28 protein-coding genes and 5 tRNA genes are annotated in these 24,226 nt (G+C 50.7%); 26 read left to right on the top strand and 7 right to left on the bottom strand.

Translation table 11 applies throughout. The features are described 5' to 3' along the window. The first annotated feature begins 64 nt into the window (after positions 1-64). Complete coding sequence (locus ACFSX3_RS16250) at positions 65-1,183, top strand: GGDEF domain-containing protein (RefSeq protein ID WP_379313034.1); 1,119 nt, start codon at positions 65-67, stop codon at positions 1,181-1,183. Position 1,184: 1 nt separating this feature from the next. Here the strand turns inward: ACFSX3_RS16250 and ACFSX3_RS16245 are convergent, their stop codons facing one another. Next, positions 1,185-1,757, bottom strand: coding sequence for a CGNR zinc finger domain-containing protein (locus ACFSX3_RS16245; protein WP_209991677.1), 573 nt, complete (start codon positions 1,755-1,757; stop codon positions 1,185-1,187). Between the two features lie 172 nt (positions 1,758-1,929). Between ACFSX3_RS16245 and ACFSX3_RS16240 the strand changes: the two genes are divergently transcribed. Next, the gene (locus ACFSX3_RS16240) at positions 1,930-2,424 is read left to right on the top strand and encodes a DinB family protein (RefSeq protein WP_209991676.1); all 495 of its coding nucleotides are present in this window, start codon (positions 1,930-1,932) and stop codon (positions 2,422-2,424) included. A gap of 152 nt (positions 2,425-2,576) precedes the next feature. Here ACFSX3_RS16240 and cmpA read toward each other — a convergent pair whose 3' ends face one another. Beyond that, entirely contained in the window at positions 2,577-2,714 is a 138-nt protein-coding gene (gene cmpA / locus ACFSX3_RS16235; protein ID WP_209991675.1) for a cortex morphogenetic protein CmpA, read from the bottom strand. A gap of 119 nt (positions 2,715-2,833) precedes the next feature. Continuing rightward, complete coding sequence (locus ACFSX3_RS16230) at positions 2,834-3,193, bottom strand: hydrolase/acyltransferase (protein ID WP_209991674.1); 360 nt, start codon at positions 3,191-3,193, stop codon at positions 2,834-2,836. Positions 3,194-3,313: 120 nt separating this feature from the next. Between ACFSX3_RS16230 and ACFSX3_RS16225 the strand changes: the two genes are divergently transcribed. After that, positions 3,314-3,799, top strand: a complete 486-nt coding sequence (locus ACFSX3_RS16225) for a SprT family protein (protein WP_209991732.1) — start codon at positions 3,314-3,316, stop codon at positions 3,797-3,799. Here ACFSX3_RS16225 and ACFSX3_RS16220 read toward each other — a convergent pair. Further along, positions 3,796-4,437: a pentapeptide repeat-containing protein gene (locus ACFSX3_RS16220; RefSeq protein ID WP_209991673.1), complete on the bottom strand. Its 642-nt coding sequence runs from the start codon at positions 4,435-4,437 to the stop codon at positions 3,796-3,798. The genes ACFSX3_RS16225 and ACFSX3_RS16220 overlap by 4 nt on opposite strands. Before the next feature lie 153 nt (positions 4,438-4,590). On the opposite strand from ACFSX3_RS16220, the gene ACFSX3_RS16215 reads away from it, so the two are divergent. The 5 genes from ACFSX3_RS16215 to ACFSX3_RS16195 all read left to right on the top strand — a co-directional run bounded on the left by ACFSX3_RS16215 (position 4,591) and on the right by ACFSX3_RS16195 (position 8,028). Continuing rightward, a tRNA-Asn gene (locus ACFSX3_RS16215) sits at positions 4,591-4,666 on the top strand. 6 nt (positions 4,667-4,672) lie between these two features. Further along, positions 4,673-4,761 (top strand) — tRNA-Ser (locus ACFSX3_RS16210). 195 nt (positions 4,762-4,956) lie between these two features. Beyond that, positions 4,957-5,961, top strand: coding sequence for a Gfo/Idh/MocA family protein (locus ACFSX3_RS16205; RefSeq protein WP_209991672.1), 1,005 nt, complete (start codon positions 4,957-4,959; stop codon positions 5,959-5,961). 48 nt (positions 5,962-6,009) lie between these two features. After that, on the top strand, positions 6,010-6,933 hold the full coding sequence (locus tag ACFSX3_RS16200; protein ID WP_209991671.1) for a helix-turn-helix domain-containing protein: 924 nt from the start codon (positions 6,010-6,012) through the stop codon (positions 6,931-6,933). Between the two features lie 12 nt (positions 6,934-6,945). Then, positions 6,946-8,028, top strand: a complete 1,083-nt coding sequence (locus ACFSX3_RS16195) for a Gfo/Idh/MocA family protein (protein ID WP_209991670.1) — start codon at positions 6,946-6,948, stop codon at positions 8,026-8,028. 278 nt (positions 8,029-8,306) lie between these two features. Here ACFSX3_RS16195 and ACFSX3_RS16190 read toward each other — a convergent pair whose 3' ends face one another. Then, complete coding sequence (locus tag ACFSX3_RS16190; protein WP_209991669.1) at positions 8,307-9,140, bottom strand: CPBP family glutamic-type intramembrane protease; 834 nt, start codon at positions 9,138-9,140, stop codon at positions 8,307-8,309. Positions 9,141-9,686: 546 nt separating this feature from the next. Here ACFSX3_RS16190 and ACFSX3_RS16185 point away from each other — a divergent pair. The 11 genes from ACFSX3_RS16185 (at position 9,687) to ACFSX3_RS16135 (ending at position 18,269) form a co-directional block, all read left to right on the top strand. After that, on the top strand, positions 9,687-10,592 hold the full coding sequence (locus ACFSX3_RS16185) for a branched-chain amino acid ABC transporter permease (RefSeq protein WP_209991668.1): 906 nt from the start codon (positions 9,687-9,689) through the stop codon (positions 10,590-10,592). A 12-nt stretch (positions 10,593-10,604) separates the two neighbouring features. Next, positions 10,605-11,573, top strand: a complete 969-nt coding sequence (locus ACFSX3_RS16180) for a branched-chain amino acid ABC transporter permease (protein WP_209991667.1) — start codon at positions 10,605-10,607, stop codon at positions 11,571-11,573. Continuing rightward, positions 11,542-12,324 carry an ABC transporter ATP-binding protein gene (locus ACFSX3_RS16175; RefSeq protein WP_076086757.1) on the top strand — a complete coding sequence of 261 codons (783 nt, stop codon included), beginning with the start codon at positions 11,542-11,544 and terminating at the stop codon, positions 12,322-12,324. Before ACFSX3_RS16180 ends, ACFSX3_RS16175 begins: the two co-directional genes overlap by 32 nt. A gap of 4 nt (positions 12,325-12,328) precedes the next feature. Beyond that, entirely contained in the window at positions 12,329-13,030 is a 702-nt protein-coding gene (locus ACFSX3_RS16170) for an ABC transporter ATP-binding protein (RefSeq protein ID WP_209991666.1), read from the top strand. 75 nt (positions 13,031-13,105) lie between these two features. Continuing rightward, complete coding sequence (locus ACFSX3_RS16165; protein ID WP_209991665.1) at positions 13,106-14,302, top strand: ABC transporter substrate-binding protein; 1,197 nt, start codon at positions 13,106-13,108, stop codon at positions 14,300-14,302. A 247-nt stretch (positions 14,303-14,549) separates the two neighbouring features. Continuing rightward, positions 14,550-15,683, top strand: coding sequence for an alanine dehydrogenase (ald, locus tag ACFSX3_RS16160; protein WP_209991664.1), 1,134 nt, complete (start codon positions 14,550-14,552; stop codon positions 15,681-15,683). A 119-nt stretch (positions 15,684-15,802) separates the two neighbouring features. Continuing rightward, positions 15,803-15,877 (top strand) — tRNA-Glu (locus ACFSX3_RS16155). A 4-nt stretch (positions 15,878-15,881) separates the two neighbouring features. Then, positions 15,882-15,964, top strand: a tRNA-Leu gene (locus ACFSX3_RS16150). Positions 15,965-16,427: 463 nt separating this feature from the next. After that, positions 16,428-17,321, top strand: coding sequence for a polysaccharide deacetylase family protein (locus ACFSX3_RS16145; protein ID WP_209991663.1), 894 nt, complete (start codon positions 16,428-16,430; stop codon positions 17,319-17,321). A gap of 74 nt (positions 17,322-17,395) precedes the next feature. Beyond that, a complete protein-coding gene (locus tag ACFSX3_RS16140; protein WP_379257603.1) occupies positions 17,396-17,938 on the top strand; it encodes a GNAT family N-acetyltransferase in 543 nt (180 codons plus the stop codon). A 58-nt stretch (positions 17,939-17,996) separates the two neighbouring features. After that, a complete protein-coding gene (locus ACFSX3_RS16135; RefSeq protein ID WP_209991662.1) occupies positions 17,997-18,269 on the top strand; it encodes a hypothetical protein in 273 nt (90 codons plus the stop codon). Between the two features lie 144 nt (positions 18,270-18,413). Here the strand turns inward: ACFSX3_RS16135 and ACFSX3_RS16130 are convergent, their stop codons facing one another. Further along, a complete protein-coding gene (locus tag ACFSX3_RS16130) occupies positions 18,414-18,611 on the bottom strand; it encodes a hypothetical protein (protein ID WP_036697411.1) in 198 nt (65 codons plus the stop codon). Positions 18,612-18,757: 146 nt separating this feature from the next. Between ACFSX3_RS16130 and ACFSX3_RS16125 the strand changes: the two genes are divergently transcribed. Together ACFSX3_RS16125 and ACFSX3_RS16120 are read left to right on the top strand one after the other, a co-directional pair. Beyond that, entirely contained in the window at positions 18,758-19,120 is a 363-nt protein-coding gene (locus ACFSX3_RS16125; protein ID WP_209991661.1) for a helix-turn-helix domain-containing protein, read from the top strand. An 83-nt stretch (positions 19,121-19,203) separates the two neighbouring features. Beyond that, positions 19,204-19,286 (top strand) — tRNA-Leu (locus tag ACFSX3_RS16120). 119 nt (positions 19,287-19,405) lie between these two features. Here the strand turns inward: ACFSX3_RS16120 and ACFSX3_RS16115 are convergent. Beyond that, complete coding sequence (locus ACFSX3_RS16115; RefSeq protein ID WP_209991660.1) at positions 19,406-19,885, bottom strand: glutathione peroxidase; 480 nt, start codon at positions 19,883-19,885, stop codon at positions 19,406-19,408. A 170-nt stretch (positions 19,886-20,055) separates the two neighbouring features. Here ACFSX3_RS16115 and ACFSX3_RS16110 point away from each other — a divergent pair, with 170 nt between their 5' ends. The 5 genes from ACFSX3_RS16110 to ACFSX3_RS16090 all read left to right on the top strand — a co-directional run bounded on the left by ACFSX3_RS16110 (position 20,056) and on the right by ACFSX3_RS16090 (position 24,199). Then, positions 20,056-20,490: an organic hydroperoxide resistance protein gene (locus tag ACFSX3_RS16110; protein ID WP_036697152.1), complete on the top strand. Its 435-nt coding sequence runs from the start codon at positions 20,056-20,058 to the stop codon at positions 20,488-20,490. A gap of 278 nt (positions 20,491-20,768) precedes the next feature. Next, complete coding sequence (locus ACFSX3_RS16105; RefSeq protein WP_036697149.1) at positions 20,769-21,047, top strand: hypothetical protein; 279 nt, start codon at positions 20,769-20,771, stop codon at positions 21,045-21,047. Between the two features lie 128 nt (positions 21,048-21,175). Next, positions 21,176-21,574, top strand: coding sequence for a thiol-disulfide oxidoreductase DCC family protein (locus tag ACFSX3_RS16100; protein ID WP_209991730.1), 399 nt, complete (start codon positions 21,176-21,178; stop codon positions 21,572-21,574). A 196-nt stretch (positions 21,575-21,770) separates the two neighbouring features. Then, positions 21,771-22,931 carry a hypothetical protein gene (locus ACFSX3_RS16095; RefSeq protein WP_209991659.1) on the top strand — a complete coding sequence of 387 codons (1,161 nt, stop codon included), beginning with the start codon at positions 21,771-21,773 and terminating at the stop codon, positions 22,929-22,931. After that, complete coding sequence (locus ACFSX3_RS16090; protein WP_209991658.1) at positions 22,928-24,199, top strand: CpaF family protein; 1,272 nt, start codon at positions 22,928-22,930, stop codon at positions 24,197-24,199. The genes ACFSX3_RS16095 and ACFSX3_RS16090 overlap by 4 nt, the downstream gene beginning before the upstream one ends. Positions 24,200-24,226 lie beyond the last annotated feature (27 nt).

Here is a 24,226-nt window from a genome sequence, read left to right as displayed (position 1 = left end):
TAGGAGCAATGTGTACATCTAATGTGTGAATTTAATCGGGGGGCAACAGGTGAGAGCGTTGAGATTGAGAGATTACATGGGCCCTTCGGAGACTTCTGCGCACCGGCAGGCGAAGTGGGTCAAGCGGTTTCTGTATACGTATTGGTTGGTGATTGCTCTGCATTTCCTGGCCCAACTGGGGTCTTTTGTATGTTTGCCGTATCCCATGGGAGCGCATGAGTTCTACTATGATGTGCTGCTGTATCCGACGCTGCTGATGAGTGCGGTGGTCGGGTTGACGCAGCTGGTGGATGTTGCGGCACCGAAGTATTCCTTCGTGCTGCTGTTTGTGGCGGGGACGATTATCGCGATGATGATTATTCATCTGAATATGGATATCCGGATTATCGGGGCGTTGATGCTGCTGCCGATTATGGCGTCGGCGATCTTTTTTCGGCTGGATCTGACCTTGTTTACGTCTGCCCTTCAGGCGGCTGCGTTTTTCATTCTCTATCGCTGGGATTACATGTTCAAGTACTATCTCACGGACTTCGATCTGATTGCGATCCCGCTCTTCCTGCTGGTCGGCACACTGGTCGCGGGGATTATTATCATTAACGGGCGTGAGCTGGCGAGCGATCTGGAAGCTACCTTAACGGCCAAGCAGGATCTGATGATCGAGAACGCGGTGATCCGCAAGCTGTCGACCACCGATGCACTGACGGGGCTGTATAATCATATTTCTTTTCACGAATTCTATGAAAAAGCGCTGGAATACGGCAGCCAGGGCGCCCCGTTCCATCTTGCGCTGGTGGATATCGATAATTTCAAGCAAATTAACGATAAATATGGACACCGTATGGGGGATCTGGTGCTGGCCCGGGTCGCGCAGATCATCAAGGACCATCTCTCTGCGGCAGACATTGCTGCCCGCTACGGCGGCGAGGAATTCGCCATACTGCTGTTCGAGAAGAGCTTCGAGGAGGCTTATACGCTCATGGATTGGATACGCCACCAGCTCTCGGAGACGTTCCATGAAGAGATGGAGAACGGGGCGGTGACTGTCAGCATTGGCCTCAAGAGCTATGCTGAAGGCACCACCAAAGAAACGCTCTTCGAAGAAGTCGATAATCTCCTCTATACGGCCAAGCACTCCGGAAAAAATACTACGCTGACCCCGCTGACCCAGCGGAACGCTGTGTAGATTACTCCTTTGCAGCTTCACCCTCCGCTGCTTTTTTGCGTGCCCGGAACCGCCGGACCTTCATCAGATTCCCGCACAGCTTGTCGTCGCAGTACCGCTTCGAGCGGTTGCGGGTATCGTCATAATAGACCCAGAGACAGTCAGGATTCCCGCAAATGCGGAAGCGAGAGGGCTCCTTCTCCAGCAGCGCAGCCGCAAAAGAGGCGGCAATCTCCGCCATGATCTGGCCCCAATCCGCACCCTGCGGCTGGAGGGAGATCTCGGCTTCACCTGCGGGCGTCCAGACCACCTGCCGTACAACGGGCCCGTTGCTCATGTACCTATTCAACTGCACAAGCAGCGCTGTCGCCGCTGACTCCCCCGCGACCAGCCGCTGTAGCTCGTCCCACAACAATCCGCGCAGTCCTTTGAGCTGCTCCAACTCCGCCAGCCGGGGAGGAGCTGCCGCCGGCAGCTTGTGCTCCGCCAGCCATTCCGCCAGCCACTTGGGGTCCTCCAGCCGGTCCTGGTCCGTGCTCCGGTCACTAGTCCGCCAATTCCGCCAATAGCTGTTCATGAAATCTACCCACAGCAAGCTTCATCTGTCCTTTCGCGTTACCTTTCCTTTGATTGTAACAGTTAAAAATAAGTTATGCTAGTTACTTGAACCGCTCGGGCAAATATGTTACATTGCTCATGTAACTTTTATTCGGGTTGTTTGGTCGTTACCGAGGTATGTACACCCACAAATTACAGGAGGGATACAGATGGAAAATAAAATCAGCGATGTGCTGGTCGAGAACTGGGATTATGTGATGGATGTAGAGGATTGGCAGCCGCCGCTTAGTGCTGCGCTTGATGGTGTGAACAGTGAGCAGGCTAGCTGGAAGCCGGAGGGAGCTGCGGGCAATTCCATCTGGGAGAATGTCAATCACCTGACTTATTATAAGGAGCGCCTGCTGCGTAAGCTCAAGGGAATGGAGAAATTGCCTGATCTGGAGAGCAATGATGCTACATTCACTGTAACAGGAAGCGGGGAAGAGGACTGGCAGCAGGCGGTAGACAAGCTGAAGTCGATTCATGCCTCACTGCGCGAGATTATTGTAGCTCTGGAGGAAGGCGCTTATGAATGGGGCGGCTCCGGGCATGCTCCAGGCGAAGAGGTCATGAGCCTGATTCTGCATGATGCCTATCATACGGGACAGATTGTACTGGTCCGCAAGCTGCAAGGCTCCTGGCCGGGCACCCGCCGTTTCGATTAAACATTATAATCACCTTCGGAGTTCTGTTTTTCCTGGTGAAATACGTATTTCCGATGTTCAAATAAGCCGGCTGCCCAGTGCAGACTTGGACGGATTCACGCCAAAAAGCCACGATACCCCTCAGGGGATCGCGGCTTTTTTTGACATAACCGTTATACGTTCTTCTGCATCATTTCGTGGGAATCGGCGGTATTCCGGTAAAAGAACCAGCATTCGTTCAGCAGTCTAATCTGACGGCAGTCCTTCTTGAAATAGGCCTTCATGAGCTGTTGGCGAAGCCATTGTGGCAAGGGTACCCCTCCTCTGCATGCTTCCTATGTATAGATAGCATATGGGGGAATACGCCCAAAGGTGCACGGTTAGTTTCGGTTAGCCAAGCCGAATTTCACAAAGCCGCTCGGAACCGGCGCTACTGCACCCGTTCTTCCTCTTCTTCATACCACTGTTCAAGCTGTGCCTGGAGCGCCCGGATTTCGGTCAGTAATGAGATTAGCGGATACTCCTTCTCTTGAATGGAGGCAAAAGCGCGCTCCAGCCGGTTAATGTACGCCAGCCCCGATTCCAGGTGATGCTCTTCGCGCAGCAGCTCCAGATTGTCACATTCCGCAACAGCGAACGGCAGTCCGGGTACATTCTCGGCTGTCAGCTTGTCGATTTCTTTGTTCAGGCGAAGATTGAGGGCGCTTAGCTGGTAAGCATATTCCTCCGGCATCTCCACGAATAGCAGTTCCTGATCCTGCTGCATAATTACGTAACGCATTCTAGGCATCTTTCATTCTCCCTCCGAACTTGTCTTCCTTCTTGACAGTGTAGCCCATGGGCAAGTTACAATTCAAGTAGAGATCTGATTTCCTTAAGGAGAGGACCGTGAAGGAACGCTATGAACAGTATGAGCAACGAAGAGCTGCAGCTGTGGATCGAGCAGGTGTCGCTGAGCAGCTTTGGCGTGCCTTTCCGGCATACGGCGAGCTTTAACAGCAGACTTACAACAACCGGCGGACGATATTTTACCAAGAGCCATAATATAGAGATTAACCCCCAGCAGCTGGCGATGTACGGACGGGAGGAGACGGAGCGAATCATCAAGCACGAGCTCTGTCACTACCATCTGCATCTGGCGAAGCGGGGCTACATGCACCGGGATACCGATTTCAAAACACTGCTGGCCCGCGTCGGCGGCAGCCGGTATTGTCAGACCCTGCCGGGAGCCAAGGCCCGCAAGCCGCAGCCTTACCGGTATAAGCTGGTATGCATCGTCTGTGCCACCGAGTATCTGCGTAAGCGCCGGGCCGATCCCGGGCGGTACCGCTGCGGTAAATGCTCCGGCAAGCTGAAGCTGGTTGCGTTAGAAGCGGGCGCGGGTCCGGCTACTTAATTTTTGATAACCAGACCTAGTAGTCCGGCAAAAGAAGCCGCCTGCTCCGCAGAGATGATGCAGCCCTCCAGATCCTGGAGATCCACCAGAAGGCCGATGAACTCGCACTCGCTCAGGTCAACGCCCTTCAGCTTGCATCCTGCCAGCGTGGCCTGCTCCAGATTACATTCCGAGAAATACAGGTCTTTCAGGGTGGACTGGTAATAATCTGCGCTGACCAGCGAGCTGCGCTCGAAGGAGGCCCCTTTGAAGTTGGCAAAACGGAAGACCGCGAATTCCCCGATACATCCGGTAAAGGATACATTTTGAAACCGCGCTCTGGTGAAGTCTGTGCCGATCAAGCGGCAATCCCTGAACTCGGTCCGGTGTATGAAGGCGTCGCTGAAATCTACATTGGACAGGTCGCAATGGTCGAAGATCACATCGGTAAGCTCAATGCGCTGCAGCGAGGATTCCGTGATGGTGACGTTTTTGAAAAGGGTCTTGTCGAAGGCTACCCGGGTAGCCTCCTGATATTCAATGAGCGCTCCTTCAATGAGGCAGCGGCTGAATTCGTCTTTGGAAGCAAGGGTGTGAATGTCCTGCGGCGTAAGCAGCCCGGGATCTGGGATTCTGGGTGGTTCTATCTTGTTACTCATGTCGGCCTCCTTGGGGTTAGATGAATTAACTATCCTGCGAAGCGGAGGGTTTGTCAATTGCCGGGGCAAGTTGTAAACGATCTCATAATCTCTCGCTACGCGCTTGACTAACCTGTAGAATCATGATAAATTAATCCTTGTTCATGTTAATGTTCCCTGATAGCTCAGTTGGTAGAGCACTCGACTGTTAATCGAGTTGTCACAGGTTCGAGTCCTGTTCGGGGAGCCATTACTTGGAGAGATACCCAAGTGGCTATAAGGGGACCCTCTGCTAAGGGGTTAGACTGCGTAAGCGGTGCGAGGGTTCGAATCCCTCTCTCTCCGTTATAAAAGGAGCTCATATTGAGCTCCTTTTTTGCGTCCACCCAGCGGGAGTGGCTGAATCTCTGGACGATACGATTTTCTTGTATGATGTCGTAATTACATATATCCGATGTCGCATTTATCTACTAAAAATCCTGTCTATTATATGATACTTTATAGGTGATGTCAGAATAATGTATATGGAGGTGCAGGCGAATGAGCATTAAGATTGGCAAGATCAGCTTTTGGCATGTACATGCCTGGGATTATACGAAGCAGGCTCAGGAGCATGGCGATACGGAAATTGCTGCGGTATGGGACGAGGATGCGGAGCGGGGCAGGAAGGCGGCAGAGAGCTTGAATGTCCCGTTCTGTGATTCTTTGGATGATCTGCTTGCCCGGAAGGATATAGATGCCGTTATTGTCGACGCGCCAACCTATATGCACCGGGAGGTCATGATTGCAGCGGCCAGAGCAGGCAAGCATATCTTCACCGAAAAGGTTGTAGCTGCAACGCTGAGTGAGGTTAACGAGATCCTCTCCGAGGTCGCAGATCATGGAGTGAAGCTAACAGTCTCCCTGCCGCGGCTGAATGACGGTTATACATTATCGGTTCAAGACATTCTAAGCCAGGGATTACTGGGGGAGATCACCTATGTCAGAGTCCGCTTATCCCATAACGGGGCAACGGCCAACTGGCTTCCCGAGCATTTCTATAGCCTTGAGCAATGCCAGGGCGGTGCGTTGATTGACCTGGGATGTCATCCCATGTACCTGACCAGACTATTCCTGGGTCAAGAGGTGACCGGGGTAAGTGCGAGCTTCGGATATGTGACGGGCAAGGAAGTGGAAGACAACGCAGTAGCGACGCTCTATACCGGTTCGGGAGCGATCGGTGTGGTGGAAGCCGGCTTCGTGAACAGCTACTCACCGTTTACCATCGAAGTGCATGGAACAGAAGGAACCCTACTATATGGAACGCCTGAAGAGAAGCTGCTAGTGAGAAGTACCAAAGCGGCAGATCAAGGGGCTTCCTGGAACGATACGCCTGTGCTGGTCAATCGGGAGAGCGCTTTCCAGCAATGGGTTGCCCACATCCAGAACAACACACTTGCTTCTGACAATATTCAAGCGGCAACGGAGCTTACCCGGTTAATGGAGGCGGCGAATCTCTCAGCGAAGGCAGGACGCGTGGTCCGGTTAGCCGAATTGAAGTCTTGATTTGATCACTTATCCGGGTACAGAGCGCAGCTCAAGCAGGAGGTTAACATGAGTCCTTTTCCCTTCGAGATTATGTTTGAGAAGATGGATCTGCTGGAACGGCTGGATATTTCCATCCTGTGGGGACATTATGAAATTTCAGTGCTCCGGTTTCATTTGACCACTTTCCTGCCGGGTAAGGTCATTGATTTCCATAACCATGCTGAATTTGAATTTCATTTCATCCCGCGGGGCAAGGGAACGGTCATTCTTGGCGATCAGCAGTATCCTTTATCGGAGGGAATGCTCTATTTGACCGGACCTGGAGTCATGCACCGTCAGGAAGCGGATGCGGATGAGTCGATGGAGGAGTTATGTCTGCATGTCAATATTGCGGAGAAGCCCAGAGACGATGCAGATCCATGGGAGGTTGCGGAAGCAGAGGAATGTGTGGAGAAGCTGAGGAGGCTGCCGCTTATCCCTGCGCAGGATTATCACAGGGCGATGAAGTGTTTTCTGGAAGCCTATGAAGCCTGTGACGGCAAGCTTGCGGGATATTACACATCCATCAAGCATCTCGTGATCAGTATTTTGCTGAAGGTAACCAGAGCTTATGATGCAGGCGGGATGGGAGCTGCGGCACCCGTACGGGATATGTTGACCTACCGCTATCAATATGCCGTTCAGTACATGGAAGCGAATTATTCCTCAGCCGTGACGCTGGAGAATGTTGCGGAGAAGCTGAATATCAGCTCCAGACAGCTGCAGCGGATCTTTAAGCAGGTCCATCCGGATCAGACCTTCAGCCGGATTCTTGAAGAGATCCGGTTGCAGGCGGTGTGCAGAAAGCTTGAAGCCAGCAGCCTGTCGATTGAACACATCGCGGAGTCCGAAGGGTTCACCAATGCGACCTATCTGCATTCGGTATTCCGCAAGCGGCTGGGCATGACCCCGGCTGCATACCGCAAGGCCCGAAAAATACATGAACAGTGAGGATGAGAGACTATGAGCAAAGTGTATCGTGTTGGAGTTATCGGCTGTGGAGGAATTGCGAACGGGAAGCATTTGCCTGCCTTAAGCAGACAGGATAAGGTTCAAGTGGTGGCTTTTTGCGATATTATCAAGGAACGGGCGGAAGCGGCTGCTGAACAATACGGCAGTGCGGAATCGGCTGTCTATACGGACTATCAGGAATTATTGAAGGATGCTTCCATTGATATTGTTCATGTTCTTACGCCCAATGATGCGCATGCGGAAATATCCATTGCGGCCTTGGAAGCGGGCAAACATGTGATGTGTGAGAAGCCCATGGCCAAAACTGCGGCGGACGCCAAACGTATGGCTGAAGCAGCGAAACGTACAGGCAAGAAGCTGACCATCGGGTATGACAACCGGTTCAGACAAGACAGCCAATATTTGAAAAAAGTCTGTGAAGCTGGCGAGCTCGGCCATATCTATTATGCCAAAGCACATGCCATCCGGCGCAGAGCGGTTCCGACCTGGGGAGTATTCCTGGATGAGGAGAAGCAGGGGGGCGGCCCGCTTATTGATATCGGAACGCATGCGCTGGATCTGACGCTCTGGATGATGGACAACTACAAGCCGAAGGTTGTGCTGGGGACCAAATACCATGAGCTCTCACAAAAAGAAGACGCTGCCAATGCCTGGGGACCCTGGGACCCGAAGAAATTCACCGTGGAAGACTCTGCGTTCGGGATGATTGTGATGGAGAATGGAGCGACCATTACGCTGGAAGCAAGCTGGGCGCTGAATTCGCTGGATGTGGATGAAGCCAAGTGCAGCTTAAGCGGAACCGAAGCGGGAGCGGACATGAAGAATGGTCTCCGAATTAATGGGGAGAATCATAGCAAGCTATACACGAATGAGATTGAGCTTGGTGCCGGGGGAGTAGCTTTTTATGAAGGCAAAGAAGAGAAATCTACGGATGTGGAACTGCGAAAGTGGATCGAAGCCATTGAACAGGATAAAGATCCGGTCGTGACTCCTGAACACGCCTATGTCGTATCCCGGATACTTGAGGCTATCTATGAATCGGCGCAGACGGGTAAGGCGGTCTATTTGAACTAGGTGATCATTGCTGAGTCCAATCTCAGATCTTTTAAAAGCTTCAAATGTTAAAAGAGCAGCGGTTCTCGTTAATGGAGAATCGCTGTTTTCTGTTTTTGGCCCCTTGTAGCTAGTTTTAATAGTAACTCCATTTTACCAAAGTACGATTTCTTTTTGTGTTGAAAAAATGTGTTTTCGTATCCCGCTTAAACAACGGTTCGTTCGCGCAGCGTCCATCCAAGTACTCCCGTTGATCCTGCTCAAAAAAAGGGGCTGTCTCGTTTTTGCCGTATTGCCATTTACAACCGGGCCGTTTGCTTTACAAGCGCAGATCTTCTGTAGAAGATCCACGCTGCAATCACGAGCGTAACAGCCACCAGTATCCCCGATTCGCCCGTCCAGAGATAAGCATTGGTTCCGCTGGTGAACCGGTCGAAAGCGTCCTGGATGATGGCATTCCATGAGGCGTGGAGCAGAACCGCCGGCCATATGCTCCCCGTGCTTAAACGCAATAGACTAATTATGATGTTAAATGAGCTGATGGTTACCATGAACAATACGATCGATAAGGCCAAAGAAGGACCTGAATAGTAGCTGCCGATTAGGATCGCCGGGATATGCCACATGCCCCAGATCAGTCCGCTCATTAGAATAGGCTTCGGGACGCGGGCTTGGATAAGCCGGGTCAGCATATAGCCTCTCCAACCTAACTCTTCTCCAGCACTGCTGATGATTCCCATCGCGGTTCCGATGGACATCTGAATAAGGATAGCCCCGGCCAGCGAACCGACAACATTGCCATTGTGGCCGGTATACTCCGCCAGTCCTGTGATCCAGGCGGTCCCGTAGGCCACCAGGCCAACTGCCACCGGCAACAACAAGATGAACGGAATCGTCTTCAACGTGCGCCGTCCCCCGAACCTCAAGGAGATATCCGCGAACCCCTCTCGCAGCAGGATACGGGTGAGTATAGAGGAGATCCCGGGCGCCCACATCAGCAGCAAGCCGTACACAGGCGTTACCGTAAGGGCCAATATGTAACTTATAGCCGTAAGGGGAACGAGTATCAGGAAGAATACTAGCAACCCTCTCCTGGCAGATTGTACGGTCTCCTCTTTTTCGATGGTGCTCATTTCAATCTCACTCCTTTGATTGTGTGTAATGCTTGGTAGAGTATAGCAACGAACGGGAATGAGAGGAACAACCCGGAGCCCGGCAGCCCGCCCGGACCTTGGCCCAGTCATCAATGAGACTGTAGACGTAGGGGGGCTTTTATACGCTTAATCCTGACCTCTGCCACCGCACACTGCCGGTTCAATCCGTTACCCCTTTAATTAATTGAAGGAATGCTGCTGTAAAGAGACAAATGTTATATTAATTACGCAGAAAAAAAGTATTGTATAAGAAAAGGAAACAACTTCTAAAACATTCCTGCTTAAAAATCCTCTGTTTTTCTCCTGTTTTCTGCGCATTTTTCGTAAACCTACAATAACCTACCGAATCCTACATATATCATGTTATGTAATATAACACCAACTATTGAATTTTGTATTAATTCCCACAATTATTAGTGACGATCCTCTGACCTTGTGTTAATATAAATGACATCATAATCCAAGAATAGAGAAGCAGCACAGAGAAAGGGGTATTACGATGAATATGGGGAGAAGGGGATGGCGATGGAGTACTTCATTCAGCAACTAATAAACGGAATATCCGTAGGTAGTATTTACGCTCTGATCGCCCTTGGTTACACAATGGTGTACGGTATTATCAAGCTGATTAATTTTGCACATGGTGATGTATTTATGGTAGGGTCGTTCATCGGTCTGTACAGTGCCAAATACCTGGCGAATGCCGGAATGCCGCCGATCGTTGTACTGCTCTTGTCGCTGATAATCTCAATGACGATCAGTGCGCTGCTAGGTATCACTATTGAACGTCTGGCGTATAAGCCACTTCGTAAGTCCACACGGATTGCGGCGCTGATTACAGCGATTGGTGTATCCTTCCTGCTCGAATATACTGGAGTCTTGATCCTCGGGCCGCAGGCCAAGGGCTTCCCGGATATTATGGATAAGAAGCAGTATCATCTCTTCGGGTCTTCCATCCAAGTCGAATCCAATCAGATCATGATTCTATTGACCACCATTATTCTAATGTTAGTTCTGCAGTATATCGTTCGTTATACCAAGACGGGAAAAGCTATGCGGGCCGTTTCCTTCGATGTAGAAGCGGCGCGGCTGATGGGCATCAATGTAGACCGCACCATTTCAGCCACCTTCGCCATCGGTTCGGCGCTTGCCGCTGCAGCGGGCGTGATTTTCGGCATGACGTACAATTCGGTTGATCCTCTCATGGGCGTAATGCCTGGGCTTAAGGCTTTTGTCGCGGCAGTGCTTGGAGGGATTGGAAGTATTCCGGGGGCGCTCGTCGGCGGATTGCTGCTGGGAACGGTTGAGACAGAGATATCTTCGCTGGGGTTCTCCTCCTGGCGTGACGGTGTAGCCTTTGCGGTACTGATTCTAATCCTTATCTTCAAACCATCCGGGCTGTTCGGCAAGAATGTCCGGGAGAAAGTGTAGGGGGAAGCTGCCGTGAAAAAGATAAATAAAAAGTTCTGGCTGGGCATACTGATCGCCCTTGCGTTCTATGGAATCATAAAGGTTCTTCTAACAACCGGAGTTCTTAGTGATGTGAATCAGTCTATGCTGCTGCTCATCGGGGTTAATATCATGCTGGCTGTGTCGCTGAACCTGATTACCGGGATTACCGGGCAGTTCTCCATTGGTCATGCCGGGTTCATGTCGGTGGGTGCGTATACGTCGGCGATCCTTACCCTTGACTACAATGTGCCGTTCATTCCAGCGATTCTTGCGGGCGGACTGTTGGCAGCGGTATTCGGTGTATTGATCGGGATGCCTACGCTCCGGCTTAACGGGGACTATCTCGCTATTGCCACGCTGGGGTTCGGTGAGATCATCCGCATCATTATGCTGAATACAGAGTTTGTCGGCGGAGCTTCAGGGCTAAGCGGTATTCCGGCCAAAACCACCTGGACCATGCTCTTCTTCTTCACTCTGATCTCAGTCGTACTGATTAATAACTTCATTAGATCTACTCACGGCCGGGCCTGTATTGCGATCCGCGAGAATGAGATTGCCGCTGAGGCGATGGGGATTAATACGACACGCTACAAAATCATCGCCTTCACCATAGGTGCTCTGTTTGCCGGAATGGCGGGCGGCCTGTCGGCCCATACGTTCTATGTCATTACGCCGGGCAGCTTCAACTTCCTGAAGTCTTTTGAAATTATCGTCATGGTGGTTCTCGGGGGGCTGGGCAGTACCGCGGGCTCTATCGTGGGTGCGGTGTTCGTTACCCTGCTGTACACCTACCTACGTGAATTCCCGGAATGGCGCATGATTATCTACTCGATTGTGCTCATTCTGATGATGATCTTCCGTCCGAGCGGCCTGCTTGGCGTAAGCAAATTCTCATTTGGCAAGTTCGGCAAAAAGGAGGCGAAGGCAAATGACACAATCGAGAGCAGCGGTACTCCTTGATGTGAAAGCGGCCAGCCGGGCCTTCGGCGGACTGAAGGCGGTCAGCGAGGTATCTCTTCATATTGATAAAGGCGAGCTGATTGGCCTGATCGGACCCAACGGTGCCGGTAAAACCACGCTGTTCAACCTGTTAACCGGAGTGTACCCGCCATCGTCGGGCAGCATTCTTTTGAATAATGAGTCCATCGGCGGGATGAAGCCCTACAAGATCAATCATAAAGGCGCTGCGCGTACGTTCCAGAACATCCGCCTGTTCACGGCTATGACCGTGCTGGAGAACGTCAAGATTGCCTTCCATCAGCATGCGAAGCACTCGTTGTTCTCTTCGATGCTACGTCTGCCGAAGCATTTCCAGGGCGAAGAGGAGATTACCCGGAAGGCGATGGATATTCTCAAAATTTTCAATCTGGCTGACCAGAGTGAGGAGGTAGCCAGCAACCTGAGCTATGGGAATCAGCGGCGTCTGGAGATTGCCCGGGCGCTTGCGGCCGGACCCAAGCTGCTGCTGCTCGATGAGCCGGCAGCCGGGATGAACCCTAATGAGACGCGTGACCTGATGAATCTGATCGCCTGGATCCGGGAGGAGTTCGACCTGACCATTCTGCTGATCGAGCATGATATGTCACTGGTGATGGGGGTCTGCAGCCGCATCTACGTGCTGGACCGCGGAATCCTGATCGCTGACGGAACGCCGGCGGAGATCCGCAACAATCCGAAGGTCATCGAAGCGTATTTGGGACAGGAGGCGTAGCGCCATGCTTACAGTACAAGGGATTAATGTATATTACGGAGCCATTCATGCCCTGAAGGACCTTAGCATCACCGTGAAGCAGGGAGAGATTGTGACACTAATCGGTGCCAATGGCGCCGGCAAGTCTACGCTGCTCAAGACGCTCTCGGGGCTGCTGAAGCCCAAGACAGGAAGTATTGAATTCCAGAATAAATCGATAGTGAATCAGAGTGTACAGGCGATTGTCAAAGAGGGGCTGATCCATTGTCCCGAAGGACGGCGCGTATTCGCTAATATGTCGGTCGAGGAGAATCTCGAATTGGGCGCTTACCTGCAGGATGGAAGCAGCCTGGCTGCTGACTTCGCGAAGGTGTATAGCACCTTCCCGCGATTGCTTGAACGCATGAAGCAGCAGGCCGGAACCTTATCCGGCGGGGAGCAGCAGATGCTGGCGATGGGGCGTGCCATTATGGGCCACCCGAAGCTGCTGCTGCTGGATGAACCGTCGATGGGGCTGGCGCCGCTGCTGGTCCAGGATATTTTCCGGATTATCAAGGAAGTCAACGATGCCGGAACCACTGTACTGCTGGTCGAGCAGAATGCCCACCAGGCGCTCAAAATCGCCGACCGCGCCTATGTTCTGGAGACAGGCCGGGTAGTGCTTGAAGGGGATGCCAAGGAAATGGCCGATTCCGATGAGATCAAAATGGCTTATCTCGGGCACTAAGCAGGGTATCCATCCTACAGCAGCATCACAGAAACAACATATATAAACTAAATAATCAGGAGGCTGGGAGAAACTATGAAGAAAATTGGGGCCATTATCTTGTCGGCAGTATTGACTGCGGTATTAGCATCCGGCTGCGGCAACAACACAGAGAACAGCGGTAACTCTGCAAGCGGCGGCAACACTGCCGGAGGCACCATCAAGATCGGGGCTGACCTTGAGCTCACAGGCGGTCAGGCTTCTTTCGGCGACTCCGCATCCAAGGGCGCGAAGCTGGCGGTTGACGAGATCAACGCCAAAGGCGGTATTCTCGGCAAGCAGCTGGAGCTGGTAGTTGCAGACAATGCATCGAAGTCTGAAGAAGCTACCCAGGCGGCACAGAAGCTGATCACGAGTGACAAGGTCGTGACCATTATCGGCGCATCCACTTCGACCAACACGCTGGGGATCGTTCCGGTAGCTACGGAGAAAAAGATTCCGCTTGTCTCGGTAGGAGCTACCAATCCGAAGGTTACTGTGGATGAGCGCAGCGGCAATGTGAATGAATTCGTGTTCCGCGCGGCGTTCATCGATCCGTTCCAGGGGGAGGTAATGGCTAACTTTGCGCTCGATTCCCTGAAGGCTAAGACGGCTGTCATCTATACCGACACTTCGTCCGACTATTCCAAGGGTCTGCAGAAGTTCTTCGAAGAGACCTTCAAGGCCAAAGGCGGCGAGGTGCTGAGCCAGGAGTCCTACCAGCAGAAGGATTCGGACTTCAAAGCAGTTCTGACCCGGATCAAAGCAGCGAACCCGGATGTCATCTACCTGCCTGGTTATTATGAAGAAGTAGGTAAAATTGTGAAGCAGGCCCGTGAGATGGGCATCACCGTTCCGTTCCTCGGCGGCGATGGCTGGGATTCCCCGCAGCTGGCGGAAATCGCTGGTGCCAAAGCGCTGGAAAACACGTTCATGTCCAATCACTACTCGCCTGAAGATACAGCTCCTGAAGTAACCAGCTTCGTGGATGCCTATAAAAAGGCTAACGGCGGAGCGGTTCCCGATGGTATGGCGGCCCTGGGCTATGATGCCCTGAAGCTGGTGGCTGATGCGATTACCCGTGCGGGTGAAGCTGATCCGGTCAAGATTACAGAAGCACTGGCAGCGACTAAGGATCTGCAGCTCGCTACAGGCAAAATCACCCTGAACGACAAGCATGACCCGGTCAAAGCCGCAGTTGTGCTGAAATTCGTTGACGGGAAGCAAACCTTTGAAACCAAGGTTAATCCTTAAGCCGTGAAATTGCATATACTGAGGTGAAGGGAACGGGGAGCCGGTCCGCAGGAGGCCAGGGAGCCTCTTGCCTTTGCCTCACCTTAACCGTGAAGAGGAAGGCCCCGAATGGGAGCCTTTCTTTTCGCATCTCACAAGGATAGAATGTTGACTATACTTACACAACTAAGCAGATGCTTCCGAAGCGAGTTTTGCCGGTGAGATATCAAGGAAGGCTATGCTAACATAACTTTGAGGGGGAATCGGCATGATTATTGGCGTACCCGCAGAAATCAAGAATAACGAGAACCGCGTCGCCATCACCCCGGCCGGGGTGGAAGCGCTTCGGAAGGCAGGTCATGAAGTCTGCATCCAAGCTTCAGCCGGAGCAGGCAGCGGCATGGGTGACAAGGAGTACTCAGATAAAGGTGCAGTGATTCTGGATACAGCTGCTGAGGTCTGGGGCAGGGCAGAGATGATCATCAAGGTGAAGGAGCCGCTGCCGGAGGAGTACGATTATTTCCGCAAAGGCTTGATTCTCTTCACTTATCTGCATCTGGCACCTGAAGCGGAGCTGACCAAGGCACTGGTGGATAGCGGTGTAACCGCCGTGGGCTATGAGACGATTCAGCTTGAAGACGGCTCGCTGCCGCTGCTGATTCCGATGAGTGAGGTCGCCGGACGCATGGCGGTGCAGATCGGTGCCGGGCTGCTGGAGAAGCCGCATGGCGGCAAAGGCGTTCTGCTGGGCGGGGTGCCTGGTGTACAGCCGGGTGAGGTTGTCATTGTCGGCGGTGGAATCGTTGGCACCAATGCCGCGAAGATAGCGCTGGGCATGGGGGCGCGCGTCACCGTGCTGGATCTGAATGCGGGACGTCTGCGCGCGCTGGATGATATTTTTGGCGGACGGCTGGTGACCGTGATGTCGGATTCCTATCATCTGGAGCAGGCTGTGCGCCGGGCCGATCTGCTGATCGGGGCAGTGCTGATTCCCGGTGCCCGTGCCCCTAAGCTGGTCAAAGAGTATATGGTGCAGCAGATGGAAGAGGGCTCTGTAATTGTGGACGTTGCGATTGATCAGGGCGGGTCGATCGAGACGATTGACCGGATCACCACCCATGAGAACCCGACGTATGTGAAGCATGGCGTGGTCCATTACGCCGTAGCCAACATGCCTGGAGCGGTCGCCCGGACCTCGACACTGGCGCTGACCAATGTCACGATCCCCTATGCACTGCAGATTGCTAACCGTGGCATCCGTGAGGCTGCGGTGAAGAACGCGGCGCTTGCGCGCGGTCTGAATGTGGTAGCTGGACAGGTGACCAATGCTGCGGTGGCCGGCAGTCTGGGGTATGAATATGCGGATGGAATCCAGGTGCTGGCTGCTGGCGGGGAGAAGTGATCTATAGAGGGGAGAAGCAGATGTTGTACACTGTAGTTCTCCCTTCAAAAAAAGGCTTGTCAAATCCGCCAGCGTTTGATATACTCATTTTTGTTGTCACAAAGAAAAACTTTAAATCTGGCTCGTTGGTCAAGGGGTTAAGACACCTCCCTTTCACGGAGGTAACATGGGTTCGAATCCCATACGAGTCACCAATATGCGGTAGTGGTGGAATGGCAGACACGCTATCTTGAGGGGGTAGTGGGTGTATACCCGTGGAGGTTCGAGTCCTCTCTACCGCATAATAGGAATGAGCAGAGACCTTTGGTTATCCAAGGGTCTTTGCTTTTTTGTGTTAGCTGCTGCGCCGGGGGAAGGGGTTCATGCCCCACAGCCAGTAACATTGATTGAGGAATGATGCAAGAAATGCAACAATACTGCTCCATAGAGGGCGGTCTATGCTGAAATCCTGCACAAAATACAACAAATCCAGTGCTAACTTGATCTAACCACCGAATTTTGTGCAAATCATGCAACATTGTACTTCATTGAGTAATCGGTATAGATGAATTCTTGCAAGAAGTGCAACAATTCTCTATACAAGCGGCCGCTGAGGGAAGGCATCAGCATCATTCACCCGTTAGGGTTAATTTGTATTTAGTTTTTTTGAAACTAAACAGTAGCGATACGCACATGACAATGTGTTTTGTATCCCTACTGTTTTTCTTTTATGATTGCAAAAAACTTATCAAGGTGGAGATTTTTATGATAAGCAAATTAGGTTTTTCTTCAGATGACCGTTTATTAATTATTAATGCTGATGATTTCGGAATAACTAAGGGAACTAATGAAGCGATTGTTAGTTTATTTGAACAACAAGCTATAACCTCAACATCTATAATGTTTCCCTGTCCAGCAGCGCGGGAAGCTATTGAATTAAGTAATCAAAAAGTCCTAGATAATATCGGGATTCATCTTACCTTAACAAGCGGTGAGAATCATTCATATAGTCCAGTATTTCAAGAAAGGCCATTGAAAAGTCTAATTAATAAGGATGGTAATTTCCATAATGATATTTCATATATAGAGGAAAATGCTGATGATGAAGAAGTTAGAATTGAATTAGAGGCTCAAATACAAAGTGTAACTATGTTAGGAATTGACCCAACTCATCTTGATAGTCATGGTGGTAGTATTATGGGTTTATATGCGGGCAATGATTTTTTAGAAATAACCTTTGATCTATGCGAGAAATATCGTCTCCCCTTTAACTTACCAACAAGAATAATTGAACAACCATTTTTTAATAACAAGCAAAAAGAAACTTTTCGCATTAGAATTAATTCAGGAAGAAAACGTGGGATCTTGTTTATTGATGATGTAATTTCGTTGCCGTACTGCTGTAAGTCCGTGGAATATGAGGAAATGAAGAGACAGTTGCTCACGCTACTAAAAAATATTAAGCCCGGTATAACACAATTAACTATACATCCATCGAAAATAACTGAAGAATTGAAGTCTGTAACGAGTTGTTATTTTGAGCGTGGGATTGAGTATCTATTACTAATAGACCCTGATATTAAGAAAGTGCTTAAAAAAGAGAATATTAATTTAATCTCATGGAAAGAAATACGTGATTTACAAAGAATTCTAACTTGATCACGCTCTAGCTGGTGACAATTACCTGAAACCTTTAGAATGGAAGAAATGAAGATGGATGAAAGGGAGATCCTATGTTACTGGAAACGGAAAGGCTAATTGTTCGTGAATTTTCAGAAAACAATTGGAGCGATTTACACGAGTATTTGTCATTGGAGCAGGTGCTGAAATACGAGCCGGGCGGTGTAAGCAGTGAAGAGGAATGCAAGAATATGGCCAGGGAACGTGCGGAAGGAGATTGTTTCTGGGCAGTTAGCTTGAAGGAGACCAATAAAATGATCGGTCATGTTTATTTTGGGCAACAAGAGCCTGCTGAATTTAAAACATGGATGATAGGTTACATCTTCAACCCTAATTATTATGGAAAAGGCTATGCCACTGAAGCTTGCCAAAGGATTTTAGAATATGGGTTTAAAGAATTAGGAATTCATCGGGTGGTGGCTATGTGTAATCCTGAGAATGCGTCTTCCTGGAGATTGCTGGAGCGATTGAATATGCGCCGTGAAGGGCATTTCAAGAAAAAAGCCTTTTTCAAACGAACAGATGACGGGCAGCCTATATGGCATGATGCGTACCAGTATGCGATTTTAAATGAAGAGTGGAGTTTTATCGTATAATCCTATCAATCTTGGAGACAATACTAGTAAACGCCTTATTGGGAGGTAGTCTACGGTAATGAATTACTCTGAGATCTATGATCTTCACCTTCGATTGTTAAAAGCTTACTCTGCCCATAACAACGGAGAGTACTCGGCCTATCAAAGGGAAATCGATTACTACACGAATCAACTGCGTTTTGCAGAGGATATGGTGCAGAGGATATTCGTTCTGAATCAATTGGTCAAGCTGCATGAGCAAGAGCGGGAGAGTATGATCCGGTGGTGTTCAGAAGCATATTTTCATAAAAATTACGATGTTAACGACTCACCGGACGGCAGTCTTGGATAATGCCAGCCGGTGAGTTTTTTGTGCAGATGGAGTGGTGTGCGCGGGAAAAGAAGGATTTTACCAGGATCAGGTGGAATAACAGTAGTTACGAAAAGAAGAATACCAAGACTACTCACTTATGGAGAACTGCTGCTCCAACTGGAACTAAGATGGAGGCAGGTTCAACAACTCTGCGACTTGACGGCGGTATCTGTCTGCCTTGCGTGTGCCATGAATCAGGTTGGACAGCCGATAGGGTGGGATGTCGTGTAATTCACAGAATTTCTTCTGATCCAAGTGCAGTTCTGCCAGACGTTGCTTAATGGCCCAGCCGTAGGCAGTAATAGGGCGTTTGCTGTTCAGATTGCTCACCTCGTATCGACTATCCAGCCGGTATGATATAAAATAGGTAAAGATATAATAATAGTTAATTATATACTTTTTTACGTCATTTTTCAATAAAAAATAACGTTTTTACGTATTATATTTTTGGGGGAGGCAGTTGGCTGATGCAATCCATCTATGAACGTATTGAATTATTGATCAAACGGCAAGGAATTACGAAGAAATCCTTCTGTGCGCAGCTCGGAATCAGCACTGGCAATATGGGAGACTGGAAGCGTGGCAAATCTACACCTGGCACACATAAGCTGATTGAGATTGCTGCATTTTTTCATGTGAGCTTGGATTGGCTGATCCTGGGCAAACAGCCCCAGACGATTCAGGAAAGCGGCGAGGATTATTTTTTTGGCCAAATGCGGCAATTGAATTGCCAAACCGAGGAATTGCTGCCAGAGGAAAAGAACTTTATTAAGGAATATCTGGCCTTCACCAAGTACCGCAAGGATAAGGATACGAACGAAAATTCTTGAGCAGGCATCTTTACTTTTGAGCGCAACCGATTTATAATATTGAATGTTGGCCTCAAACAATTCTTCAACGTTAGACACACCGCGCGGTAGTGGTGGAATGGCAGACACGCTATCTTGAGGGGGTAGTGGGTGTATACCCGTGGAGGTTCGAGTCCTCTCTACCGCATATTTTTTCATAAAAGCCGAGATCCTTGATCATTCAAGGGTTTCGGCTTTTTTTGAACGCAAAAACACCCTTCGCACGGAGTTAATCCGGGTTAGAAGGGTGTTTTTGTTGAACCCGCTCTAGCGCAGCAGCTTCTCGATATCCTCTTCGATCTGATCCGGTGTTGTCTGCGGGGCGAACCGCTTCAGCACACGGCCTTCCTGGTCCACCAGGAACTTGGTGAAGTTCCATTTGATACTCTTCGAGCCGAGTACTCCCGGTGCTTCTTTGGACAGATACTGGAACAGGGGATGGGCGTCGGCGCCTTTGACATTGATTTTCTCATACATCGGGAAGGATACACCGTAATTGATTTCGCAGAACTCGGCAATATCCTCGCTCTCACCCGGCTCCTGTCCAGCAAACTGGTTGCTGGGGAAGCCCAGAATCTCAAAACCGCGGTCTTTGAATTTATCGTACACTTCCTGGAGACCCTTATATTGCGGGGTAAGTCCGCACTTGCTGGCTGTATTCACGACGAGCAGAACCTTGCCTTTGTACTTGGAAAGTGATTCTTCCTGGCCCCGCAGGGTGTTGGCTTCAAAATCATGGACATTCATGAATGATTCCTCCCGAACATTGATTTATCACAATTTAATTGTACACTATTCACCGCTGGAAGCAAGTTCTAAAAGATAACAATCTGCGGGGTCGTTTCAAAAATGTGAGGTTGTTTAAGTTAAGGGTAAGTGTTCTTATAAAAATTGTGTTAAAAAGGAGAGAGTTAAAAATGAGTACATTGAAATTAAAACCCCTATATACAGCTTCAGCCAAGGTTCGCGGAGGCCGTGAAGGTTCGGTGGAATCGTCCGACGGAGCGCTGAAGCATGATCTCAAAATCCCGAAGGAGCTCGGAGGTCCTGGTGGTGCAGGGACAAATCCGGAGCAGCTGTTCGCGGCGGGCTATGGTGCGTGTTATGAGAGTGCTCTTGCTAATATTGCCCGTAAAGAAGGCGTAAAGCTGCAGGATGTCGAGATTACCTCGAATGTGCTGATCGGCAAGGACGAGAGCGACGGAGGCTTCAAGCTGGCTGTAAAGCTGGATGTGAAGCTGCCGGGCATTGAGCGCTCTGTGGCAGAGGATCTCGCTAAGAAAGCCCATGATTTCTGCCCGTACTCCAAGGCGACTCGCGGAAATATTGAGGTTGAACTGAACGTTCTGTAGAAATAGATAACAATGTTCGATTGAATAGAATGGTTATCTGTAAGACCAGACATTGGATGTCTGGTCTTACATTATGTTGAGCGCAGAAACACGGGTAGGAATGGACAAAGCTGGGAATAATGGCTAAATAGAGTCGGAGAAGGCCGGAAGTATGGTAAATAGCGTACAGAGCCTGTACTTTGGTTGACATCACCCCGGAAATTCTTTAATATGTCTAAGTATCTGTTAATGTCGCGCGTGCTATTAACTACCAAAAATTTAAATAATGGGTGATGAAGATGTCTTACAAACCGAGTATTACGAATGTGACCAAAGCCAGCAGCAATGATAAGGAAGGATTGTATGAGTTCATTATCAAGCTTGCTGACGGAACGGAGTGCCGCGCGTTCTACAACCGGTTTCCGGAATGGAAAATGACGAACATCAGCCGTCTGCTCAAGACTCCTTGTCCGGTATGCCGCAAAGATTTCATTTGCAAATGCATGGATTCCTTCACTGCTGATTTCGAAGGGCAAATGACCGGGGACGAATGGATTAACAAAGCAATTGCTGAATAATTAGACGTACGGACGTTGTAGGCGCGGGAGCTATCCCGCGTTTTTTGTTTTTTTTCAAAAGGGGAGATGAAGGGTACACTAAGATTAAGAGGAAGGGGGCGGTGGATGTGGCTGAGGAGCGGAAGGAAATGCAGGGGGAATCTATTGTGCTAATTGATGGGGTCTGTCATCTGTGCCAGGGAATTGTCCGGTTCATTATTCCGCGTGATCCCAAGGCGCACTTCAAATTCGCCTCCTTGCAGAGTGAAGCGGCCCGGGAACTGCTTAAGGCAGGCGGTCTGCCCGAGCAGCAATTAGACACTGTGGTACTGATAGAGGACGGCAAGTATTATACGAAATCGGCAGCAGTGCTGCGGATTGCCCGTAGACTCCGGTTCCCGTGGCCCGCCGCCTATGTGTTCATCCTGATTCCAGGGCCGCTGCGTAACGCTATGTACAGGATTGTGGCCAGGAACCGCTACCGCTGGTTCGGCCGGGATGAGCAGTGTCTGCTGCCGACACCGGATATGAAGCGCAGATTTCTGTAGCTGGTAAGGGGGATTCTGAGGGATTCTCTCAAATAGTGGTGAAAAAGATATTGCTGACTTCTTATATATATGCTACTATAGCAGTAAATTACAGGAACAGTAACGGAAGCACCGTTCAATGACCGTATTCACGGTTATTGGCGGTGCTTTTTTTGCTGTTCTTTTTCCTATGTATTCAAGAGAGGAGGAGGAGTTCATGACGGCAAGAATCGTGCTTGCAGTTAGGGAGAGCCAATATATTGAACCGCTGCTTCATTACCTTCATCATAGCGAATATGGGGAGATGCTGCGGATTACGGCTTTCAGCAGACTGGACGCTTTTATGGAATTTATGACAGGTGACGAGCTGCCGGATGCGGTTGCCGGTGACCCCGCTTTCATTGAAGCCTGGCTGGTGGAAGGGAGAAGTACAGTTCCCTGGGCAGTCTTAAGCGAAGGCGGTGAATTGCCGAATGGCCGGGATCTGGCGGGGGGAAGGCATATTGCCAAGTATCAGGCACTACCGTCGCTGTTGGAAGCGATTCTCCAGCTGAGTGATCTGAAGCGGGTCCGGACGGCTGCTCTGCCTAAGGAAGCAACGCTGCTGCTCGGGATCGTCTCGGCCAGCGGCGGCAGCGGAAAAACAACGGTAGCGTTGAACCTGGCGAAGCAGCTTGGAGCGGTCGGCCTGTCTGTGTTCTATCTTAATCTGGAGAGTGTGGACAGCAGCGGATTCATCCTGCGGATGCCGGGGAGCCATGTTCCCGGTCTGGAGCGGCTCTTATATGAGCTTAAGGCCGGAGGAGCAGAGAATAAGGGGGGAAGAGGGCAGCCGAAATGGACTGATTATGCGTTCAGACATGATAGTCTGCGGTGTGATGCCTTCCGGCCTGTGGAGAACTTCAAAGAGATGCTCCAGATGTCCCGGCAGGACACACTGGATCTATTGGAGGGGCTGGCCGGAGCCGGGAGCTATGATGTGGTTATTGTAGACACCGGCGCTATTGAGGAGGAGCGGGCCCAGGCTGTTCTGAACAGATGCGGCGTTCTGCTGTGGGTGCTGAAGAATGACCAGGCCAGTATACGCAAAACCGAACGCTGGCTCGATTATATTGCAAGTCCGCACTCCGGCATGCAGCCCGAACTGGTGAACAGGAGCCGATTCGTCATGAACGCCTGTACCGGAGCAGAGGATGATAGGCCGCTATCCGCAGCACTCCGGCTGGATGCTGTACTTCCGTATATTCCATCCTGGGGGTTACAGCATTATGGAGAGCTCTGCCTAAGCTCTCCCCAATTCATTGACGGCATTCAGCAGCTCTCCAGAGCTATAGTAGAGCCTGAATTGCCTGGGGTGTTCACCGGGATTCCTGTATGAATGAAGAGACGTTCCGCGCCTTGCGCAGCGATATCCGTGCAGGGCTGGATGTGACCTCGGTCATCGGGAATGATGAGCTGGCTGCTTATATCGAACGGATCATTCTGGAGCGGGAGCAATTACGCCTCCTTACTGCCCAGGAGAAGCACGAACTGCTAAAGAAGCTGTTCGATTCCTTCCGGGGGCTGGATATCCTCCAGCCGCTGGTGGATAATCCGGCGATTACCGAGATTATGATCAACAGCCATGAGGAGATCTTTATTGAGGAAGAGGGCATGATCCGCAGGCTGCCGCTGGCTTTTGAATCGGGGAGCAGGCTGGAGGATATCATTCAGATTATCGTCTCCGGCGTCAATCGTGTGGTTAATGAATCGTCGCCGATTGTGGATGCGCGGCTGCAGGACGGCTCGCGTGTCAATATCGTACTGCCGCCTGCAGCGCTGAAGGGTCCGGCCATGACCATCCGCAAATTCCCGGAGACACCGATGACGATGGCGGAGCTGGTAAGGCGTGAGGCGCTCTCGGAGGAAGCAGCTGAGTTGCTGCAGATTCTGGTTACTGCCAAATACAATATTTTCATCAGCGGCGGTACTGGCTCGGGCAAAACAACCTTTCTGAATGCTCTCTCGCAGTTCATCCCGCCGCAGGAGCGTGTCATTACGGTGGAGGATTCGGCAGAGCTGCAGATCGTTACGGTTCCGAATCTGGTCTCCCTGGAGACCCGGAATGCCAACACAGAGGGGCGGGGGGAGATCACCATTCGTGACTTGATCCGCACCTCGCTGCGGATGCGGCCGAACCGTATTGTCGTCGGCGAGGTGCGGGGAGCTGAATGTCTGGATATGCTGCAGGCGATGAACACCGGGCATGACGGTTCGTTGTCAACGGGGCATTCGAATAGTGCGCTGGACATGCTCAGCCGGCTGGAGACAATGGTGCTTAGCGCTGCCGATCTGCCGGTAACCGTCGTCCGTCAGCAGATTAGCTCAGCGATCAATATATTCGTGCATCTGTCACGGCTGCGTGACCGTTCACGGCGGGTGATGGAGATCAGTGAAGTTGCTGGTATACGCAGTGGTGAAGTCATTCTGAATCCCCTATATGAATTTCGGGAATTAGGCGAACAGGATGGCCGGGTGCAGGGGAGGCTTGAGGTCTGCGGCCATCCGCTTCTGCATACAGACAAGCTGCGGATGGCCGGAATCCTTGATTATCCGCTCAAGCAGTATGAGAGTAGAAGCTCTGCTAGGGAGGAGAATGTACCTTGAACGTCATGAAGAAGAGAGACCGGCATC

The organism is Paenibacillus rhizoplanae (assembly GCF_042684125.1).
GTDB lineage: Bacteria > Bacillota > Bacilli > Paenibacillales > Paenibacillaceae > Paenibacillus_AQ > Paenibacillus_AQ rhizoplanae.
The sequence above is the reverse complement of the archived record's forward strand: the minus strand, read 5'-3'. Positions and strand labels throughout refer to the sequence as shown.

Coding starts and splice junctions, on each gene's coding strand:
- ACFSX3_RS16240 (WP_209991676.1), top strand. CDS start 1,930: ATGGAAAATAAAATCAGCGATGTGCTGGTCGAGAACTGGGATTATGTG.
- ACFSX3_RS16230 (WP_209991674.1), bottom strand. CDS start 3,193: ATGCCTAGAATGCGTTACGTAATTATGCAGCAGGATCAGGAACTGCTA.
- ACFSX3_RS16225 (WP_209991732.1), top strand. CDS start 3,314: ATGAGCAACGAAGAGCTGCAGCTGTGGATCGAGCAGGTGTCGCTGAGC.
- ACFSX3_RS16220 (WP_209991673.1), bottom strand. CDS start 4,437: ATGAGTAACAAGATAGAACCACCCAGAATCCCAGATCCCGGGCTGCTT.
- ACFSX3_RS16205 (WP_209991672.1), top strand. CDS start 4,957: ATGAGCATTAAGATTGGCAAGATCAGCTTTTGGCATGTACATGCCTGG.
- ACFSX3_RS16200 (WP_209991671.1), top strand. CDS start 6,010: ATGAGTCCTTTTCCCTTCGAGATTATGTTTGAGAAGATGGATCTGCTG.
- ACFSX3_RS16195 (WP_209991670.1), top strand. CDS start 6,946: ATGAGCAAAGTGTATCGTGTTGGAGTTATCGGCTGTGGAGGAATTGCG.
- ACFSX3_RS16190 (WP_209991669.1), bottom strand. CDS start 9,140: ATGAGCACCATCGAAAAAGAGGAGACCGTACAATCTGCCAGGAGAGGG.
- ACFSX3_RS16185 (WP_209991668.1), top strand. CDS start 9,687: ATGGAGTACTTCATTCAGCAACTAATAAACGGAATATCCGTAGGTAGT.
- ACFSX3_RS16175 (WP_076086757.1), top strand. CDS start 11,542: ATGACACAATCGAGAGCAGCGGTACTCCTTGATGTGAAAGCGGCCAGC.
- ACFSX3_RS16170 (WP_209991666.1), top strand. CDS start 12,329: ATGCTTACAGTACAAGGGATTAATGTATATTACGGAGCCATTCATGCC.
- ACFSX3_RS16165 (WP_209991665.1), top strand. CDS start 13,106: ATGAAGAAAATTGGGGCCATTATCTTGTCGGCAGTATTGACTGCGGTA.
- ald (WP_209991664.1), top strand. CDS start 14,550: ATGATTATTGGCGTACCCGCAGAAATCAAGAATAACGAGAACCGCGTC.
- ACFSX3_RS16145 (WP_209991663.1), top strand. CDS start 16,428: ATGATAAGCAAATTAGGTTTTTCTTCAGATGACCGTTTATTAATTATT.
- ACFSX3_RS16140 (WP_379257603.1), top strand. CDS start 17,396: ATGTTACTGGAAACGGAAAGGCTAATTGTTCGTGAATTTTCAGAAAAC.
- ACFSX3_RS16135 (WP_209991662.1), top strand. CDS start 17,997: ATGAATTACTCTGAGATCTATGATCTTCACCTTCGATTGTTAAAAGCT.
- ACFSX3_RS16125 (WP_209991661.1), top strand. CDS start 18,758: ATGCAATCCATCTATGAACGTATTGAATTATTGATCAAACGGCAAGGA.
- ACFSX3_RS16115 (WP_209991660.1), bottom strand. CDS start 19,885: ATGAATGTCCATGATTTTGAAGCCAACACCCTGCGGGGCCAGGAAGAA.
- ACFSX3_RS16110 (WP_036697152.1), top strand. CDS start 20,056: ATGAGTACATTGAAATTAAAACCCCTATATACAGCTTCAGCCAAGGTT.
- ACFSX3_RS16105 (WP_036697149.1), top strand. CDS start 20,769: ATGTCTTACAAACCGAGTATTACGAATGTGACCAAAGCCAGCAGCAAT.
- ACFSX3_RS16100 (WP_209991730.1), top strand. CDS start 21,176: ATGCAGGGGGAATCTATTGTGCTAATTGATGGGGTCTGTCATCTGTGC.
- ACFSX3_RS16095 (WP_209991659.1), top strand. CDS start 21,771: ATGACGGCAAGAATCGTGCTTGCAGTTAGGGAGAGCCAATATATTGAA.
- ACFSX3_RS16090 (WP_209991658.1), top strand. CDS start 22,928: ATGAATGAAGAGACGTTCCGCGCCTTGCGCAGCGATATCCGTGCAGGG.